This window comes from Rubrilithobacter danxiaensis (assembly GCF_047272945.1).
GTDB classification, from domain to species: domain Bacteria; phylum Bacteroidota; class Bacteroidia; order Sphingobacteriales; family Sphingobacteriaceae; genus Rubrolithibacter; species Rubrolithibacter danxiaensis.
The window spans coordinates 99,737-116,461 of sequence record NZ_JBKOPS010000009.1 but is presented as its reverse complement, the minus strand read 5'-3'; the positions used below and the strand labels follow the sequence as shown (position 1 = coordinate 116,461).

Here is a 16,725-nt window from a genome sequence, read left to right as displayed (position 1 = left end):
TTATTTATGAAGTTAGTTTCTGCATCGCTTATTCTTTTTCTCTTAGCAGCCTGCGTTAGCAAAAAGCCCGAATCAATTGTAAAAGAACAAGAAGTAGAACGATTGATTCGCACCTTATCTTCAGATGCGATGCAGGGGCGGGCTACGTTTACACCAGGTGCAGAAAAGGCAGCAGCTTTTATTGAAAATGAATTTAGTAAAATAGGTTTATTGCCTTTGAGCTCTGAAAAAGGATACAGGCAACAGTTTTTGATGAGTCGCATTAAGCCTTCTGCAACAGAAGTTATAATAGACGGAAATCCTGTAAAAGAGGAAAATGTATTAGTTATAACAGACAAAGCAGGGATAAACTGGAACAGCGATCCCGGCATTGAAATTATTCATATTAAAAAAGGGGAAAATCTTTTTTCAAAATATCGCGAAATAACAGCAATGAATAAGGAAGTTCTGGTGTATGCTGATGAACAGTTAAAAGACTCCTTTAAAAAACTGCGTGATTATATTAATAATGGCAGGGTGGTTGACAAACCTAATAAACAAGCTGCTGTGGTATTTGTAACAGGCGTAAAAGAAGTAAACTCATTCCGGGTGAGTTTCACCAATCAAATCGAGCAACTTCCTCTTTTTAATGTTGCGGGAATGATTTCCGGGAAATCAAAGTCGAAAGAATATGTAATTTTCTCGGCCCATTATGATCATCTCGGAATAATTTCTCCGGTTGATGGTGATTCAATCGCTAACGGTGCCGATGACGACGCTTCGGGAGTTACGGCGGTAATTTCTCTGGCTAATTATTATAAAAAGATTAATAATAATGAACGGACCCTCATTTTTGTTGCTTTCACCGCCGAAGAGCTTGGCGGCTTCGGCTCCAAATATTTTTCTAAAAGGCTTAAACCGGAAGATGTTGTAGCAATGTTTAATATTGAGATGATTGGGAAGGAATCAAAGTTTGGCAAAAATGCTGCTTTTATAACAGGATACGAGAAATCAGATTTTGGGCAGATACTTCAAAGAAACCTGGAGGGAACAGGTTTTACCTTTCATCCCGATCCATATATTAACGAAAACCTGTTTTACCGCAGTGATAATGCCACTTTAGCGGCCCTTGGAGTACCTGCTCACACAATTTCTACCGATAAAATTGATTCGGACAAGTATTATCATACAGTAAACGATGAGTTTGAAACGCTCGACGTGAAAAATATTTACGCGACTATAAAAGCCATTTCTTTAAGCTCAAGAAGTATTGTTAACGGAATGGATACGCCACAACGCATTCCAAAACTGGAACAGGAGGAATAGCAGCTATACGCTTTCAGCGATGAAGGCAAAATCCTGCTCAAAGCACAAACTGTAAAAGCCGTCTTTCTGCGTTTCAAGTAAATTTTGACCAATAAAACGCAATCCGGAAGTGGTTAAACCGTACACTTCATGCAGGAGTTCAATTTGCTGACCTGCTACCTGCCATTTACTAAAACCAGATTTGATAGAATAAATCTTTTTACCACCTGTAAAAACAGCTACATTAATTAATTCGGCAAAAAGTACAAAATCCTTCAGGATAAACTCTCTGGTTATTACATTAACTGCCGGGTATTGTTCTCCTACCAGGAATTTCAAACCATCTTCCATCGGCGAGTTTTCTGTTGCTATTAAATGCGTATGATATTGTGTTGTTAAGGGTTTCGAAGTAATTACAGCATCTATTTTTATTCCCAGTTTATCAGCTAGTGGGTAAACTGTTTCATCTACTAATACAGTGGGACTCCATTCAAGCAATTGCCCCAGGTTTTCGTACTCAAATTCCTGCAAATCCATTATCAACAAAGCAGGCTCTTGTTTTTCTCGAACAATATGGTGAGATGACATACTCTTGTTTTTTCTCAGCTCACATTAATGAAGTTTCCGGTAGAAGTCTTTGAAAGCTTTTGAGGATTCGTCTGCCAGGTTAACAGCAGCCGATACGGCAATACCATAAATGCCTGTTCCCATTAATTCCTCTACATCTTCAATTTTAATTCCTCCAACAGCTATAATTGGCGTGGTTATATTTTCGTCCAAGGTTTTCTTCATGATATTTCTGTATCCGGTTACTCCTAATAAAGGAAAATTATTCGGTTTGGTTTGAGTTACAGAAAATGGTCCGCATCCAATATAATCAACCGTGTTGGTTAAATTGAGTTGCCCTATGTCCTCAAAAGAATTTGCTGAAGCGCCCAACGTTTTATCCGGCCCTATTTGTTCACGGATTTTTTTAAAGTCTGCGTGCATATTTTCGATGTGTACTCCCTGTGCATCCACATCAAATAGTAAATGGTAGTGGTCGGTGATAATAAGCGTAGTCCCCCAATCATCACAAACTGCTGCCACCTGGTTTATTTCGGCTACTAATTCCTCATCTGTTTTTGTAAGGCAGCGGTATTGAATCCAGTTTGCACCAGCTTCGCAGGCAAGTTGTACCTGTTCTAAATGTGTTCTATCCGGAAGATCTTGTGTTAAATAATGGAACCGGGAGATATATTTTTTCATTGATTGTAATAGCCTATTTCAATACTTCTGTTATTGGTTTGCCGATGCAACCATTTGGCATTTGGACTCTTAGCAACGCAGCAAGCGTAGCGGATATATCGGTCATGTTCGTTTCTTTAGTTACACGCCCTGGCTTTATTCCCCATCCCATCCATACTAATGGAATATGCGCATCGTAAGGGCTCCATGTACCATGAGTTGTTCCTGTAGATGAACCACTGAACCATCCCGGTTTTAATACAATCTGGATTATGCCGCTCCGTTCAGAATTATAACCATTTACAATCCTGCTTTTTAATGGCTGCGGAATTGTTGCACTTTCTACATCTGCCATATCTATGGCGTAGGCAACTCCTTCTTGTTCTTTAATAAAGTCAACAGAAATTTTTCGTATAGCATTCTCATCCAGTTTGCCTGATTTTATCAGGTTATTGTTCAGGTTTACCTGGTAATTATTTAAGCTTAAAACAATATTTTTAGCTTGGTATTTGCTTTCCAGCAATGTATTAAGCTGTTTTAAAATTTCGCCCGAAGGCCATACTCCAGCAGGGATTTTTTGATCTTGCAGAAATACCGGGTTATGAGCGGCACCATGATCTGCACTTAAAAAAACAGTGTAATTCCCTTTGCCTATTTTTGAATCAAGGAAGCTGAAAAAGGACGCCAGGTCTTTATCTAGGCGTAGATAAGTATCTTCAGCTTCAATAGAATTAGGGCCAAATTGATGCCCAACATAATCTGTGGATGATAAACTTACTGCCAGAAAATCAGTCACCACATTTTTTCCTAAAGCTTCGTTTTCTACAGCGGCTTTTGCCATATCAATTGTGAGAGAGTTTCCGTAAGGCGTGCTTCTTATCATTCCAGGATCTTTAGCAGCTGAAGTTTTAACCGGGAACACCGGGGCAGCAGCTCCTGAAAATTTTCCTTCGTAAGCATTGTTATCCGCCGAACTTTGAACATAAGAAGAAATCGGATACAGCGTATTCCAGTCCTGCTTCAGATACTTTTCTGCCAGATTTTTATTATTGAAAGCTTTTACCCATTCTGGCAGGTCTTTAATATAATAAGTACTGCTTATAAAGTTACCATTAGAGCCATCAAACCAGTAAGCAGCATTTGCAGCATGTCCGGCAGGTAGAATTGCTCCGCGATCTTTTAAAGCAATGCCGATAACCTTTGCACGGAAATTTGTTGCAAGTTTTAGCTCGTCTGTTATAGTGGTTGTCCACAAATTTCGTGGCGACATCTTGCCGGCAGAAGAAATACTTCCTACTGTTTCTACCGTCGAGTCTTCTGCACAGTACATCGATTTCCCCGTTGACTGAACGATAAAATCATTTCCTGCGATACCATGGATGGAAGGAACCGAGCCTGTATAAATAGTTGTATGCCCAATGGCTGTAACCGTGGGAAGGTAATTGATAAATGTATTTTCGCACGAGTTTCCCTCATTCAGCATTCTTTTAAACCCGCCTTCTGTGTAACGATCGTAATACCTGTACAAATAATCCCATCTCATTTGATCTACCACCAGTCCAACCACCAATTTTGGGCGGGGAAGAGTTTCGTTTTTCGATGTGGGTTTTTGTGCAAAAGCAACATTAAAGGCACTTAAGAGCAGAAAAAGGGCAATTTTAGTTTTCATGATTTAGAATCTTAAAGAACAAATATTAAAAATCAGTATTAAAACTACGTTATTAAATCTTGAAACAGGAATCAAACTTAGTAAGGTAAAGCAAGCAGGGTATGCTGGCTTGCTGTATGAATATCTCTCCATATCCTGTTTATTTCTGATTTTGGGTCGGCGGCTATTAATCCGCAAAGGGGATAAAGCTCGTCAACCTGCTGTCGTGCGATACTTGCCAGATTCCTGCTTGTTAAACTTACTTCTTCTAAAGACTGAGCGGTAGCGTGTTTCCTGTCTGTAAAAAAGGCCCACGATCTTTCTGTGGCATAATAAAAATCCTGGCGAGATTCGTTTATTTTATTTTTAGCTTCAGCAAGAGATTCTATCAATACTTTTTGCTGGTGTTCTTTCAGCTTTTTATGTTCTATACGATTAACAAAAATATCCTGGCAGTGATCAATAAAATTTATTGCCATACCGCTGATGTTTGCCGCAAGTGTACTTTCTGCAAATTGAAGAAAAGGGTAATTATAGATCGGATTGGCTGTTACGGCTTTTTCCGAATCGGTTTTCATGCATCGTTCTTTAGAAATATCCAGATTTGATACACTAAAGGAATGGCTTGAAGTTGCAATTAAGCCGGTCGTATTCCAGTCGCTGGTAATTTCTACCTCGTCTCTGTTAAAAACAAAGGGCAGAATCAAGGGATTCTCACTTTCATCTAAAACTGTTTCCGTTCCTTTTTTTATAAGGCAGTTAGCGGTAAAATGTGTTAGATGAGTTGCCCCTGTGGCATATTTCCATTTACCATTTATCCGATAACCTCCATCTGTAGCTGTTGCAGTTCCTGTTGGAGCGCCGCTGCCGCCAAAACAAACTTTTCTATCAGTAAAAATAGTTTCAGCAAACGGTTTATCTAAAAATCCGCCAAACCAGCCGGCTCCGCTGCATAAAGTTATGGTCCATCCAAAGCTTCCATCGGCCCAGCTCAATGCTTCTTCCAGCTTTAGCGCTTCCGTTAATGAAATTTCCAGCCCCGTGAATTCCTTCGGTACAAATAATTTAAACCATCCTTCCCGATAAGACAAGTCTAATTGTTCGGTGGTTAAGCTCCCTGATTTCTCTGCAGCTACGGCATTTTGCCGGATAATTTTTATCCATTCAGCTTTTAAATATGCTGATGGATGTTGTATGTTCTTCATAATTTTAATTCAGGTAAACGAAGGGTCAGGATTTTCATCTTTATAGATCTTTTTCCAATCGTAAAAACCTATAACGGCTATTATAAACAGAAAGATAGTAAGCAGGGCGAAGAGGGGTAATTTTTTATGGAAAAGCAGCGGGATAGCAAAAAAATTGGAAATGTTAAGCAGTATCCAGTTCTCGATTTTGCGCCTGGCCAGCAACCACATGCCAGCCCATGCGGTAGCAGAAACAAAGGCATCTATGGCGGGAACATCGGAGTTGGTGAAATTTTTCAACGCGATATATAAAATACCCCACCCTGCAAAGGTTATAAAGAATGTAATAAGCCAGTCCTGCCTGGTGGAATAACTTATCTTTACTGGAGGTTCATTCTTTTTTTTAATCCAATAAGCCCAGCCATAGATGCTCATCACTACATAATACATATTTAATGCGGCTTCTGCATATAACAGAGCTTCCACAAGTAGAATAATTGAAAGCAGGCTTGCCAGTATACCGGCTGGATAAAGCCAGACCTTGTTTTTACGTGCCAGCAATACTTCTGCAACTCCCGCCAGCACGGCTATCCATTGCAAAAAACCGGTTTCTTTAAACTGCTCCGTTAACAGCTGGTACCAGTTCTGTAAATCCATTTTATCAGAATTTAAGGCTTAAGGAAGCAAGAAAGTTTCGTGTAGCCTGTGGATAGAAGCCGTCGCCACGATATACTACTCCCCCGCTTAAGCCGCTATACGTATAGCCGTTGTTTTCGTATAATGTATTGAAGATATTATTTACCAGTAAACTTAGCCCGATACCCTTTATTCCTTTAATTGAGGTATTGTAACGTAAACGCACATCGTTTACAAAAAAAGAGGGTAATTTATGGTCTTCGTCTGAGCGATTATCCAGGTATTGCTTACTTACATATTTACTGAGCAATGCTATTTCAGTATTCCGGGCAAATCCAAAACCTATTTCGCTGGATGCGATGACCGACGGTGAAAAGCTGATGTCGGTATTTTTATAATTGAATTGCTGTACCACGCTGTTATCAGCATCGTCATAAATAAATTCAGTAAAGTTTTTGATTTTATTGCGGCTAAAAGTTGCTGTGGCTGCCCAGTATAAATTGTTTAGAATTTGCCAGCGACCGTCAAATTCAATACCTGCCCGGTAGCTATCCGGTACGTTTTTCCTGGTTTGAGCGCCAACATCGTTCAGTTCGCCGGTTAATACCAATTGATCTTTGTAGAGCATAGCATAACCGTTAATGCCCGCAGAAAAGTCAGGAAGAGTGATACGATATCCGGCTTCAACATCTGTGAGGTTTTCAGGCTTTGGCCTGCTGTCTGGCGTAGATTCTGTATAATCATTCCGGTTAGGTTCTTTATTTCCAACAGCCAGCGATGCATACACATTGCTTTTATCGTTAATAAAGTACGTAAATCCGAATTTTGGGTTAAAGAAGTTCAAATCTGCTTCCTGCTGAATATTTTGCTTATCGCGATTGAAACCAAGAAACGAATAAGTGATGCGACGATACTGTAGGTCGGCAAACAGGTTCAAATTATTGATCCGGTAACTGGCTTTTCCGAAAATGTTGAAATCAGTTTTAAAGGCATCGTTGTCATTGTACCGGTGTCGAAGCGATTGATCGGCATTGTAATTAGCAAATTTCGCCCATATTACTTCATCAAAATGACGGCCTTTGTATTCGTTATATCCGCCTCCAAGGGTAAAATTCACGGCGGGCTCAGGATTGTAATTTAAGGAATATGTAAAGCCATAAAAATCATTGTCAAGCCACAGGCGGCGAATTAAGTCTGAGCTTGCTATTGCGGAATCCGCTATCGTAACAGGGGTGATTTTATAATCTGATAAAGTTTGATCTTCTTTATATTCCTCGTAATAGCCTCGTCCATAGGTATAATGCAGGGCTGTGTTGGCAGTAAGTTTATCAGAAAAAATATGAGTGTAGAAGAGTTGATAGTGGTCCTGCTGATAGTTGTCAGTTTGATTGTCATAGGTAAAATCGTTGTGTGTTCTGTCTGTTTCCAGCAATTCTTCAGGAACACCGTTCCATGCCTGATACGTTTTCTCAATACCCGAAAATACATTGGCTCTCAGCAAATCTTTCTTCCCGTAATATGCGCCGGTAACAAAAAAGGATTTTAGGTTAGAAAAAGCCCGGTCAATATATCCGTCGGATTTTATTCTTGACAAACGGCCATCCAGACTAAATTTACCGTTTATTAATCCCGTTCCAACATTTACCGTATTTTTCCAGGTTTCGTATGATCCATATGTGTTATTCAATTCAGCATAAGCAGAATCCCTGCGGGTAGTGGTTTGAATGTTCAGACTTGCTCCGAAAGCTCCTGCCCCATTTGTTGAAGTTCCAACTCCGCGTTGTATTTGAATGTTATCTACCGAGGAAGCAAAGTCTGGTAAATTGATGAAGAAGCTTCCCTGACTTTCTGCATCATTTAGAGGAATTCCGTTTAAAGTTACATTGATGCGTGTAGCGTCACTTCCGCGGATGCGGATACCGGTATAGCCTACCCCCGCACCGGCATCCGAACTTACAACTACCGATGGAGTTTGATTAAGCAGATAAGGCAAATCCTGGCCTGCATTGTTTTTCTCAAGTTCGGTCCTGTTAATATTGCGATAGGTTGTAGGCGAATTCTTTTCTGCCCTGGTAGCTTTTACAATAACTGCATCGGCAATAAAGTCGCTTGGCTCCAATGTGATTTGCAGCACTTCTTTTGTAGGAATATTTATTGTTTTTTCAACTGTTTTATAACCTAAATAACTGATCTTAATCGTGTTATCGCCTTTCTCTAAGCCGCTTAAGGTAAATTCTCCCCTTGAGTTTGCAGAGGTAGTGGCAGTAGAATTTTTTACAGAAATACTTGCTCCGGCAAGCGCTTTAGAAGTTGGATCTGTAACTTTTCCTGAAATTGAAAACTGGGCAATAGCCAGAAATGGGAAGAACATCGCCGCAAAGACGAATAAAAAAACTGTTTTCACTTGAATACTTAAACTGTTAAACCATATGCACGTAGGGGTACGAACATTTTTTTAACTATTTACCTTTCCCTACGCCGGCATTATCCGGATCAGGTGCTTGCAGAGTTAAAAGTTTTGAGTTGAAAGTTGAAAGTACCTGGCCTCTTAACTTATTACTTTAAACTTCTGCAATGGGTATAATCTCAGCCCGTTTTTGTGTTTGAGATACGGAAGCATGCAATTCCGTTTTTCTTCACAAACAAGGCACCCCTTAAGACGAGGCAAAACTAATTCTTATTTAGTATTAAGACAAACAAATAATCATTCTTTCTTTATTACCCGTTCAAATGTTACATCATCCTACATCAATCTGACATAAAATAATACTTTTGCAATTAGCAAACATTTAAAACAAATGCACAGAACAAATACTTGCGGAGAATTATCAATTGCAGACCTCGGAAAACAGGTTATTTTAAGCGGATGGGTACAAAAGTCGAGGGATTTAGGTGGAATGACATTCATAGACCTGCGTGACCGCTACGGAATTACCCAGCTTGTGTTTAACATGGATGATAATGCTGCACTTTGCTCTGAAGCCCGTAATTTGGGCCGGGAGTTTGTGATAAAGATATCGGGTGCAGTAGTTGAACGTTCAAATAAAAATTTAAAAATACCTACCGGGGAGATTGAAATAAAGGTTTCAAACCTGGAAATTTTAAATGCCGCTAAGCTTCCGCCTTTTCTTATTGAAGATGAAACGGATGGCGGAGACGATTTGCGTATGAAATACCGGTATCTCGATTTGCGCCGTAATCCGGTAAGAAATAACTTGGTTCTGCGTCATAAAATGGCACAGGAAGTTAGAAAGTATTTAGATTCGTTCGGATTTATTGAAGTTGAAACTCCGGTATTGATAAAATCGACACCTGAAGGCGCCCGCGACTTTGTAGTACCGAGCAGGATGAATCCCGGCGAGTTTTATGCTTTGCCGCAATCCCCTCAAACTTTTAAACAGTTACTGATGGTTTCCGGCTTTGACCGGTATTTTCAGATTGTAAAATGTTTCAGGGATGAAGATTTAAGAGCCGACCGGCAACCGGAGTTTACACAAATAGATTGCGAGATGTCTTTCATAGAACAGGAAGATATTCTGAATGTATTTGAAGGACTGGTCAGGCAGTTATTCAAAAATGTAAAAGGGATTGATTTGGGAGAAGTGCCAAGAATGAGTTACGCGGATGCGATGCGCTTATATGGTTCAGATAAACCGGATACTCGTTTCGAAATGAAGTTTACAGAATTGAACGAGTACGTAAAAGGTCACAATTTTCCTGTTTTTGATAATGCTGAACTAGTAGTTGGGATAAATGCTAAAGGATGTGCTTCTTACACAAGGAAGCAGATGGATGAACTGACAGATTTTGTAAAACGTCCGCAAATTGGTGCTACCGGGCTGGTTTATTGCCGGTATAATGAAGACGGCTCTCTAAAATCATCAGTAGATAAATTTTATACAGAAGAACAGTTGAAAAAATGGGCTGCTGCTTTTGACGCAGAGCCCGGCGATTTGATGTTACTAATGGCCGGCCCAGCCGATAAGGTGCGGAAGCAACTAAACGAACTTCGGCTTGAAATGGGAAATCGTTTAAACCTGAGAGATAAAAATGTATTTTCCCCTCTTTGGGTAATCGACTTTCCTTTACTGGAATGGGATGAGGACAGCCAGCGCTACCATGCCATGCATCATCCGTTTACTTCACCAAAACCCGAAGATATAGCCTTACTTGATACGAAACCCGGAGAAGTTAGGGCGAATGCGTACGATATGGTAATAAACGGAACCGAAATAGGTGGGGGCTCTATCCGGATTCACGACCGTGAACTGCAAGCTCTAATGTTTAAACATTTAGGATTCAGTAAAGAAGAGGCGCAAAAACAATTTGGATTTTTAATGGACGCATTTGAATTTGGTGCTCCTCCTCATGGCGGTATTGCCTTCGGTTTTGATCGTTTAGTTTCAATTTTTGCAGGTCTCGATTCTATCAGAGATGTAATTGCCTTCCCTAAAAATAACTCAGGAAGAGACGTAATGATTGATTCACCATCAACAATTGCTGAAGAGCAAATGAACGAGCTGAAGATTAAAACTACTGTATAAAAATCAGTTTAAATAAGAAAGGCATCTCAACTAAGAGATGCCTTTCTTATTTAATAATATTGCATTTAAAAAGGCAGGTCGTCTTCTGCATTATCGTCGTTAAAGTTAGTGAATTGATCTTCCTGCTGCTTATTATTATTTGCTGGGCCTGGAGTGCCGTTCCCATTTTCAAAATCGCTTCTTCTGCCAAGCATTGTAAAATTTTCTGCAACTACTTCTGTTGTATATTTCTTATTTCCTTCCTTATCCTCAAAATGCCTCGTTCTGAGTTTTCCCTCGATATAAACCAGCCGGCCTTTTTGTAAATATTTTGCGGCAATATCGGCCAGGCCTCGCCACATGACGATATTATGCCACTCGGTTTGCTCAATTTTTCTACCGTCTTTGTTATATGTTTCAGAAGTAGCTAAAGGAAAACTTGCAACAGTAACTCCACCATCGAGGTGTCGAACTTCGGGATCTTTGCCCAGATGCCCTACTAAAATTACTTTGTTTATACCTGACATTTTTAAGTTGTAATTGATTTAAATTTCAATATAGAACAATTTTTGAAGAATGCAAAAATTAATTTAGGTTGTGCGATTTTTTCCAGGTCTTCTTGTTCTATGTAAAACCAATTCTTATTACGAAAATTGTTGTCATTAAAGTTATCTATCTGCAAAAATTGAGCAAAAATACGTTGATGGCTGAGTACGTGTTTTAGTGGTCCGTGAGTACTTATAATTTCTACTTCCTGTCCAAAAATAGAAGTGAATTTTTCATCCCCTTTTAATTCCCCGGGATTAACAGGATGCGGTGTTTCAAATAAAGGAAAGTCGAACAGGTTTTCCCAAATGTCATTTGGTCCCCTTTTATTCATTAAAATCTTGTTCTCTTTTACAGCAACAATATAGTTGAAATAGCGGTTTCGTATTTTCTGATTCTTAAGTTTAACGGGAAGTTTATCAATGTGGTTGGTTCGCCTCGCTTCACAGTCAATTTGCAGGGGGCAGATTACACAGTCAGGCTTTTGAGGTTTGCAAACTTGTGATCCAAACTCCATCATTGCCTGGTTTGAAGTTCCCGGGCGTTTTTTATCAATCAGTTCATTGGCAATTTCTGTAAATTTTCTTTTACCTTTTATAGTATTTATCGGTTCGGCAATGCCAAGATACCTGGAAAGTAGCCGGAAAACGTTTCCATCCACCACCGCTTTTGGCTCATTTGCGGCAAATGAGGAAATAGCCGCAGCTGTATATTCTCCTATCCCTTTTAGCTTAATCAGATCATCGTATTTTTTGGGAAAATACCCCACATGATCTTCCATGACCATTCTGGCAGTTTTAAGCATATTTCTTCCACGAGAATAATATCCAAGTCCCTGCCAGTGTTTAAGTATCTCTTCCTCAGTAGCTGAGGCAAAATCAGAAACGCTCGGGTACTTTTCAGAAAATCGATAAAAATAGGGTAAGCCCTGCTCTACCCGGGTTTGTTGCAGTATAATTTCCGAAAGCCAGATTATATAAGGATCGTTTGTATTTCTCCAGGGAAGATCTCTTTTATTTTGCTCGTACCAGTTTATCAGCTCCTCAATAAAACGCATCTAAAAAAACTAAAAAGGGGATATAAAAGTACGAAAATCTAAACGGAAAAGAGGCTTTGAAAAAAACCCTCCATTTTATTTCAAGATTTCAATTTAAACCAATACTTTTGCAACCCCAAAACTATTAAGTATTTACGGAAAATTGTATAAGTAAAAAGACATGACTAAGGCGGAAATTATAGCAGAGATCTCTAACAAAACAGGTATTGAGAAGGTAGACGTGCAGGAAGCAGTCGAGGCATTTTTTAAAGTCGTTAAGACTTCGATGGTTAAAGGCGAGAATGTATATGTAAGAGGTTTTGGCAGCTTTATAGTTAAAAAAAGAGCGAAAAAAACTGCCCGTAACATTTCAAAAAATACTGCAATTATCATTCCTGAACATTTCGTACCAAGTTTTAAGCCTGCAAAGGTTTTTGTTGAAAAGGTAAAAAACGGAAATCTTAAAAGCGCAGAAGTTTAAATCAGTAATCTATTAAAGAAATGTTAAAAAGAAAGCAAATAACGGTAATCGGATTAGTGGTGGTTTTGATGGGCTTATTGCTTTCTTTAGATATTAAAGGATTAGTAAAAGAAGAGGGGCAGCATGCTAACGGCGCTGCGGCTGCTACCGCTGCCCCTGCTCAAAGCATTACTGTTGAAAGTGTATCTGAAACAGCAAAACAAGGATTAAATTCAAATCTGGAGAAACAGGTTTCTGATCTGGAGGCAAATTTAAAAGCAGCGCCTGAAAACCAGAAAGTTCAATTTCAAAAACAACTTTCCCAATTGTGGGATGATGTCAATCAGCCTGCACCTGCAGCGCTTTATATGGAAGCTGTTGCCGAAAAAGAAAGTTCATTCTCTAACTGGCTTAAAGCTGGAGATTTATTTGCTGCAGCTTACCAGAACACTCAGGATAGCCTTATACAGCCTTCATTAACTCAAAAAGCTGCAAATGCATATAAGCAGGCTTTAAAGCTGGAACCCAATAACCTTGCTGCTAAAACCGGGTTAGGAGTTGCTTATGTAAATGGCGCTGCAAGCCCTATGCAGGGAATTCAGTTATTGTTAGAAGTAGTTAAGGAAGATCCTTCAAATACGAATGCAAATTTAAACCTGGGTCTCTTTTCCATGAAGTCGGGCCAGTTTGATAAAGCGGTTGCACGCTTTAAAACAGTTATAGAAAATAAACCAAGCCCGGAAGTTTGGTTTTATTTAGCTTCCAGCTTTGAAAGTTTAGGAGAAAAGGCCGAAGCTATTGCCGCGTATAAAAAAAGCGAAGAGCTGGCTGCAAATCCTAATCTGACAAAATTTGTGGAGAACAAAATCATTGAATTAAGTAAATAAAATTATTTTAAAACATTTAAAAATTAAAAGCTATGCCAAGCGGTAAAAAAAGAAAAAGACATAAAATGGCCACTCACAAACGCAAAAAGCGATTAAGAAAAAACAGACATAAGAAAAAATAATCTTTTCCCTTAACAGGGTTTTGAGCTAACCTCCTGCATACAGATTCAGGGGGTTAACTTGTTTGTTTTTTAATCATTTTTGTGTAAACACAGGCAGATCCATTCTGCCGCTAAAAGAGTAGCTGTTGGTAAAGGAATTAATTATTGATTCAACCCCAACCGGGGTGACTATAGCTTTACAGCAAGACAAGCAACTCGTAGAACTTCACACAGAGCACATTAACAACAATTATGCTGTTGGAGATATTTACCTGGGCAGAATAAAGAAAATTATGCCCGGTTTAAATGCTGCTTTTGTAGACGTAGGCTATGAGAAGGACGCTTTTTTGCATTATCTTGACTTGGGGCCGCAACTAAAATCGCTCCTTAAATTAACCAAGATTGTAAAGAACGGCAGTTATAAGGATAAACTGCTGGATAGTTTTAAGCTGGAAGAAGATATTAATAAGTCCGGCAAAATTTCAGAGGTTCTTAGCAAGAATATGATTCTTCCCGTTCAGATCGCTAAAGAGCCAATTTCCACAAAAGGTCCCAGATTAAGTTCCGACCTTTCCATTGCAGGTAGATTTGCAGTTCTGGTTCCATTTTCTGATGTAATTTCTATCTCAAAAAAAATAAAAAGTAATACCGAGCGGACAAGGTTAAAGCGTATAGTAGAAGGAATAAAACCGAAAAATTTCGGAGTTATCATTCGTACGGTTTCTGAAGGAAAAGGCGTGGCCGAACTGCAGAAAGATTTACTGGACCTGATTGCGAAATGGGAAACCTTTGTTCAAAAACTTCCTAAGGCAGAACCTTCCAAACGTGTTTTGGGTGAAATGGGGAGAACATCTACCATTCTGCGGGACATTTTAAATGCTGATTTTACCAATATTTATGTAAACGATAACAGCATTTACGAGGAGATTAAATCATACGTTCGGGATATTTCTCCTGAATTAGAGCGCATTGTAAAGTCTTATAAACATAAAGAACCAATTTTCGAGCATTTTGGTATCGAAAAACAAATTAAGGCAGCTTTCGGTAAGACTGTAAATTTACCCGGTGGGGCGTATCTGGTAATTGAACATACAGAGGCACTCCATGTAATTGACGTTAATAGCGGTAATAGAACGGCGAATCCGCAAAATCAGGAAGAAAATGCGCTTCAGGTAAATAAGGAAGCGGCAAGAGAGATTGCAAGGCAATTACGGTTGCGGGATATGGGTGGAATTGTGGTGATTGATTTCATCGACATGCACAAACCAGCTAACCGGAAAGAACTTTTTGATTATCTGCGTGAACAAATGGCTCTTGACAGGGCAAAGCACACCATTTTGCCGCCCAGTAAATTTGGCCTGGTGCAGATTACACGACAGCGTGTAAGGCCCGAAATGAATATTATTACCAATGAAAAGTGCCCTGCCTGCAATGGAACCGGAGAAATAAAGGCAAGTATTGTTTTGATGGACGATATTCAAAACAATCTCAATTATATTCTTACCGAACAAAACGAGAAAAAAATTACTTTATGCGTTCATCCTTATATTGAAGCATATATTAAAAAAGGACTTTTTTCCTGCCAGTGGAAATGGTTTTTTAAATACGGTAAATGGATTACAGTTAAAGGAGTTTCTTCCTACTTTTTAACAGAATTCCATTTTTTAAATTCCAAAGAAGAAGAAATTAAGCTGTAATTGTACAGATTTTTGAAATGCAGATGTGCAAATGAATTATCATTTTCATATCTGCATTTTAGTTTTATAATTATCTGCACATATACATATATTCACGTTTGCAAATAAACAATGGCTAAAACTAAATCTGCTTATTTCTGTCAGAGCTGTGGTTATGAATCAGCAAAATGGTTGGGAAAGTGTCCATCCTGCAATCAGTGGAATACATTCTTGGAAGAAATTGTAGAGAAATTAAATACTTCGGTACCCGATTGGAAAAGCGGTTCATCAAGCTTACAGAGGGCCAACAAGCCTTCCGTTATTAATGAAATTGCCTTCACTACAGAACAGCGTTATATCACACCTGATAAAGAACTTAACCGGGTACTGGGAGGCGGAATTGTTGCCGGATCTTTAGTACTAATCGGTGGAGAGCCTGGAATTGGGAAATCTACCCTGATGTTGCAGATTGCCCTTAATCTTACTGGATTAAAAGTTTTATATATCTCGGGTGAAGAAAGTGAGCAACAAATAAAAATGCGGGCAGAACGGCTTGCTCCGACTGTAAAGGCAGACTGTTATATTCTTACTGAAATATCAACTCAAAATATATTTAAGCAAATTGAAATTCTTCAGCCCGATCTGGTTATTGTTGATTCAATTCAGACCTTATATTCAACTCATATAGACTCTACCCCCGGAAGTGTATCTCAGGTGCGGGAGTGTACAGCTGAGTTGTTGAGATTTGCAAAAGAAAGTTCTACACCTGTTTTCTTAATCGGCCATATAACGAAAGACGGGATGATTGCAGGCCCTAAAATACTGGAGCATATGGTTGATACGGTTTTACAGTTTGAAGGCGACAGGCATCATGTCTATCGAATTTTAAGAGCTGTAAAAAACCGTTTTGGCTCTGCTTCCGAATTAGGAATTTACGAAATGCAGGGAACCGGATTACGTGAAGTATCAAACCCTTCAGAAATACTTTTATCACAGCGGGATGAACCACTAAGCGGAATAACGATTTCTGCCATGCTTGAAGGATTACGGCCCATGTTGATCGAAACTCAGGCCTTGGTAAGTCCTTCTGCCTACGGCACTCCTCAGCGATCGGCTACCGGTTTTGACACCCGCCGAATGAACATGCTGCTGGCTGTTCTTGAAAAAAGATGTGGCTTTCGTTTAAGTGCCAAAGATGTGTTTTTGAACATTGCAGGAGGTTTGAAAGTAGAAGATCCCGCAATTGATCTGGGTGTGGTAGTGGCTATAATTTCTTCTCATGAGGATTTGCCTGTTTCCTCAAAAAACTGTTTTGCTGCCGAAGTAGGATTATCAGGAGAGATAAGGGCAGTTAACAGAATAGAACAACGCATTGCCGAAGCCGAAAAGTTAGGATTCGAAACAATTTACATTTCTAAATACAATAAAAAAGGGCTGGACCTGAGCCGTTATGCTATTGAAGTTAAAACGGTTTCGAAAGTGGAGGAAGTTTTTAGTACGTTATTTGGGTAACTTTA

The 16,725-nt window shown here is 39.3% G+C and carries 14 protein-coding genes; 6 read left to right on the top strand and 8 right to left on the bottom strand.

Going from position 1 to position 16,725, the window contains the following annotated elements; all coding sequences use genetic code 11:
- The first annotated feature begins 6 nt into the window (after positions 1 to 6).
- Positions 7 to 1,305 carry a M20/M25/M40 family metallo-hydrolase gene (locus tag ACLCDL_RS13000; RefSeq protein WP_423148754.1) on the top strand — a complete coding sequence of 433 codons (1,299 nt, stop codon included), beginning with the start codon at positions 7 to 9 and terminating at the stop codon, positions 1,303 to 1,305.
- A 3-nt stretch (positions 1,306 to 1,308) separates the two neighbouring features.
- Here ACLCDL_RS13000 and ACLCDL_RS12995 read toward each other — a convergent pair whose 3' ends face one another.
- The 6 genes from ACLCDL_RS12995 to ACLCDL_RS12970 all read right to left on the bottom strand — a co-directional run bounded on the left by ACLCDL_RS12995 (position 1,309) and on the right by ACLCDL_RS12970 (position 8,383).
- Positions 1,309 to 1,872: a thiamine pyrophosphokinase gene (locus ACLCDL_RS12995; protein WP_423148752.1), complete on the bottom strand. Its 564-nt coding sequence runs from the start codon at positions 1,870 to 1,872 to the stop codon at positions 1,309 to 1,311.
- A gap of 24 nt (positions 1,873 to 1,896) precedes the next feature.
- A complete protein-coding gene (locus ACLCDL_RS12990) occupies positions 1,897 to 2,532 on the bottom strand; it encodes a thiamine phosphate synthase (RefSeq protein ID WP_423148751.1) in 636 nt (211 codons plus the stop codon).
- A 13-nt stretch (positions 2,533 to 2,545) separates the two neighbouring features.
- Complete coding sequence (gene pafA, locus ACLCDL_RS12985; protein ID WP_423148750.1) at positions 2,546 to 4,180, bottom strand: alkaline phosphatase PafA; 1,635 nt, start codon at positions 4,178 to 4,180, stop codon at positions 2,546 to 2,548.
- Positions 4,181 to 4,257: 77 nt separating this feature from the next.
- On the bottom strand, positions 4,258 to 5,364 hold the full coding sequence (locus ACLCDL_RS12980) for an acyl-CoA dehydrogenase family protein (RefSeq protein ID WP_423148749.1): 1,107 nt from the start codon (positions 5,362 to 5,364) through the stop codon (positions 4,258 to 4,260).
- A gap of 9 nt (positions 5,365 to 5,373) precedes the next feature.
- Positions 5,374 to 6,000, bottom strand: a complete 627-nt coding sequence (gene pnuC / locus ACLCDL_RS12975) for a nicotinamide riboside transporter PnuC (RefSeq protein ID WP_423148748.1) — start codon at positions 5,998 to 6,000, stop codon at positions 5,374 to 5,376.
- A gap of 4 nt (positions 6,001 to 6,004) precedes the next feature.
- Positions 6,005 to 8,383, bottom strand: coding sequence for a TonB-dependent receptor (locus ACLCDL_RS12970; RefSeq protein ID WP_423148747.1), 2,379 nt, complete (start codon positions 8,381 to 8,383; stop codon positions 6,005 to 6,007).
- Between the two features lie 394 nt (positions 8,384 to 8,777).
- Here ACLCDL_RS12970 and aspS point away from each other — a divergent pair, with 394 nt between their 5' ends.
- A complete protein-coding gene (gene aspS / locus ACLCDL_RS12965) occupies positions 8,778 to 10,523 on the top strand; it encodes an aspartate--tRNA ligase (RefSeq protein ID WP_423148746.1) in 1,746 nt (581 codons plus the stop codon).
- 65 nt (positions 10,524 to 10,588) lie between these two features.
- On the opposite strand, the gene ACLCDL_RS12960 is transcribed toward aspS, so the two are convergent.
- Positions 10,589 to 11,029, bottom strand: coding sequence for a single-stranded DNA-binding protein (locus ACLCDL_RS12960; protein ID WP_423148745.1), 441 nt, complete (start codon positions 11,027 to 11,029; stop codon positions 10,589 to 10,591).
- A 2-nt stretch (positions 11,030 to 11,031) separates the two neighbouring features.
- Complete coding sequence (gene mutY, locus ACLCDL_RS12955; protein ID WP_423148744.1) at positions 11,032 to 12,105, bottom strand: A/G-specific adenine glycosylase; 1,074 nt, start codon at positions 12,103 to 12,105, stop codon at positions 11,032 to 11,034.
- Between the two features lie 160 nt (positions 12,106 to 12,265).
- Here mutY and ACLCDL_RS12950 point away from each other — a divergent pair, with 160 nt between their 5' ends.
- The 4 genes from ACLCDL_RS12950 (at position 12,266) to radA (ending at position 16,720) form a co-directional block, all read left to right on the top strand.
- Positions 12,266 to 12,565, top strand: coding sequence for an HU family DNA-binding protein (locus tag ACLCDL_RS12950; RefSeq protein ID WP_423148743.1), 300 nt, complete (start codon positions 12,266 to 12,268; stop codon positions 12,563 to 12,565).
- A gap of 20 nt (positions 12,566 to 12,585) precedes the next feature.
- On the top strand, positions 12,586 to 13,431 hold the full coding sequence (locus tag ACLCDL_RS12945) for a tetratricopeptide repeat protein (RefSeq protein ID WP_423148742.1): 846 nt from the start codon (positions 12,586 to 12,588) through the stop codon (positions 13,429 to 13,431).
- 247 nt (positions 13,432 to 13,678) lie between these two features.
- Positions 13,679 to 15,229: an Rne/Rng family ribonuclease gene (locus ACLCDL_RS12940; RefSeq protein WP_423148741.1), complete on the top strand. Its 1,551-nt coding sequence runs from the start codon at positions 13,679 to 13,681 to the stop codon at positions 15,227 to 15,229.
- Positions 15,230 to 15,340: 111 nt separating this feature from the next.
- On the top strand, positions 15,341 to 16,720 hold the full coding sequence (radA, locus tag ACLCDL_RS12935) for a DNA repair protein RadA (protein WP_423148740.1): 1,380 nt from the start codon (positions 15,341 to 15,343) through the stop codon (positions 16,718 to 16,720).
- Positions 16,721 to 16,725 lie beyond the last annotated feature (5 nt).

Excerpts from the sequence above, each read along its gene's own strand:
- ACLCDL_RS12995 (WP_423148752.1), bottom strand. The coding sequence starts at position 1,872 with ATGTCATCTCACCATATTGTTCGAGAAAAACAAGAGCCTGCTTTGTTG.
- ACLCDL_RS12945 (WP_423148742.1), top strand. The coding sequence starts at position 12,586 with ATGTTAAAAAGAAAGCAAATAACGGTAATCGGATTAGTGGTGGTTTTG.
- ACLCDL_RS12950 (WP_423148743.1), top strand. The coding sequence starts at position 12,266 with ATGACTAAGGCGGAAATTATAGCAGAGATCTCTAACAAAACAGGTATT.
- radA (WP_423148740.1), top strand. The coding sequence starts at position 15,341 with ATGGCTAAAACTAAATCTGCTTATTTCTGTCAGAGCTGTGGTTATGAA.
- ACLCDL_RS12980 (WP_423148749.1), bottom strand. The coding sequence starts at position 5,364 with ATGAAGAACATACAACATCCATCAGCATATTTAAAAGCTGAATGGATA.
- pafA (WP_423148750.1), bottom strand. The coding sequence starts at position 4,180 with ATGAAAACTAAAATTGCCCTTTTTCTGCTCTTAAGTGCCTTTAATGTT.
- aspS (WP_423148746.1), top strand. The coding sequence starts at position 8,778 with ATGCACAGAACAAATACTTGCGGAGAATTATCAATTGCAGACCTCGGA.
- mutY (WP_423148744.1), bottom strand. The coding sequence starts at position 12,105 with ATGCGTTTTATTGAGGAGCTGATAAACTGGTACGAGCAAAATAAAAGA.
- ACLCDL_RS12960 (WP_423148745.1), bottom strand. The coding sequence starts at position 11,029 with ATGTCAGGTATAAACAAAGTAATTTTAGTAGGGCATCTGGGCAAAGAT.
- ACLCDL_RS12990 (WP_423148751.1), bottom strand. The coding sequence starts at position 2,532 with ATGAAAAAATATATCTCCCGGTTCCATTATTTAACACAAGATCTTCCG.
- pnuC (WP_423148748.1), bottom strand. The coding sequence starts at position 6,000 with ATGGATTTACAGAACTGGTACCAGCTGTTAACGGAGCAGTTTAAAGAA.
- ACLCDL_RS13000 (WP_423148754.1), top strand. The coding sequence starts at position 7 with ATGAAGTTAGTTTCTGCATCGCTTATTCTTTTTCTCTTAGCAGCCTGC.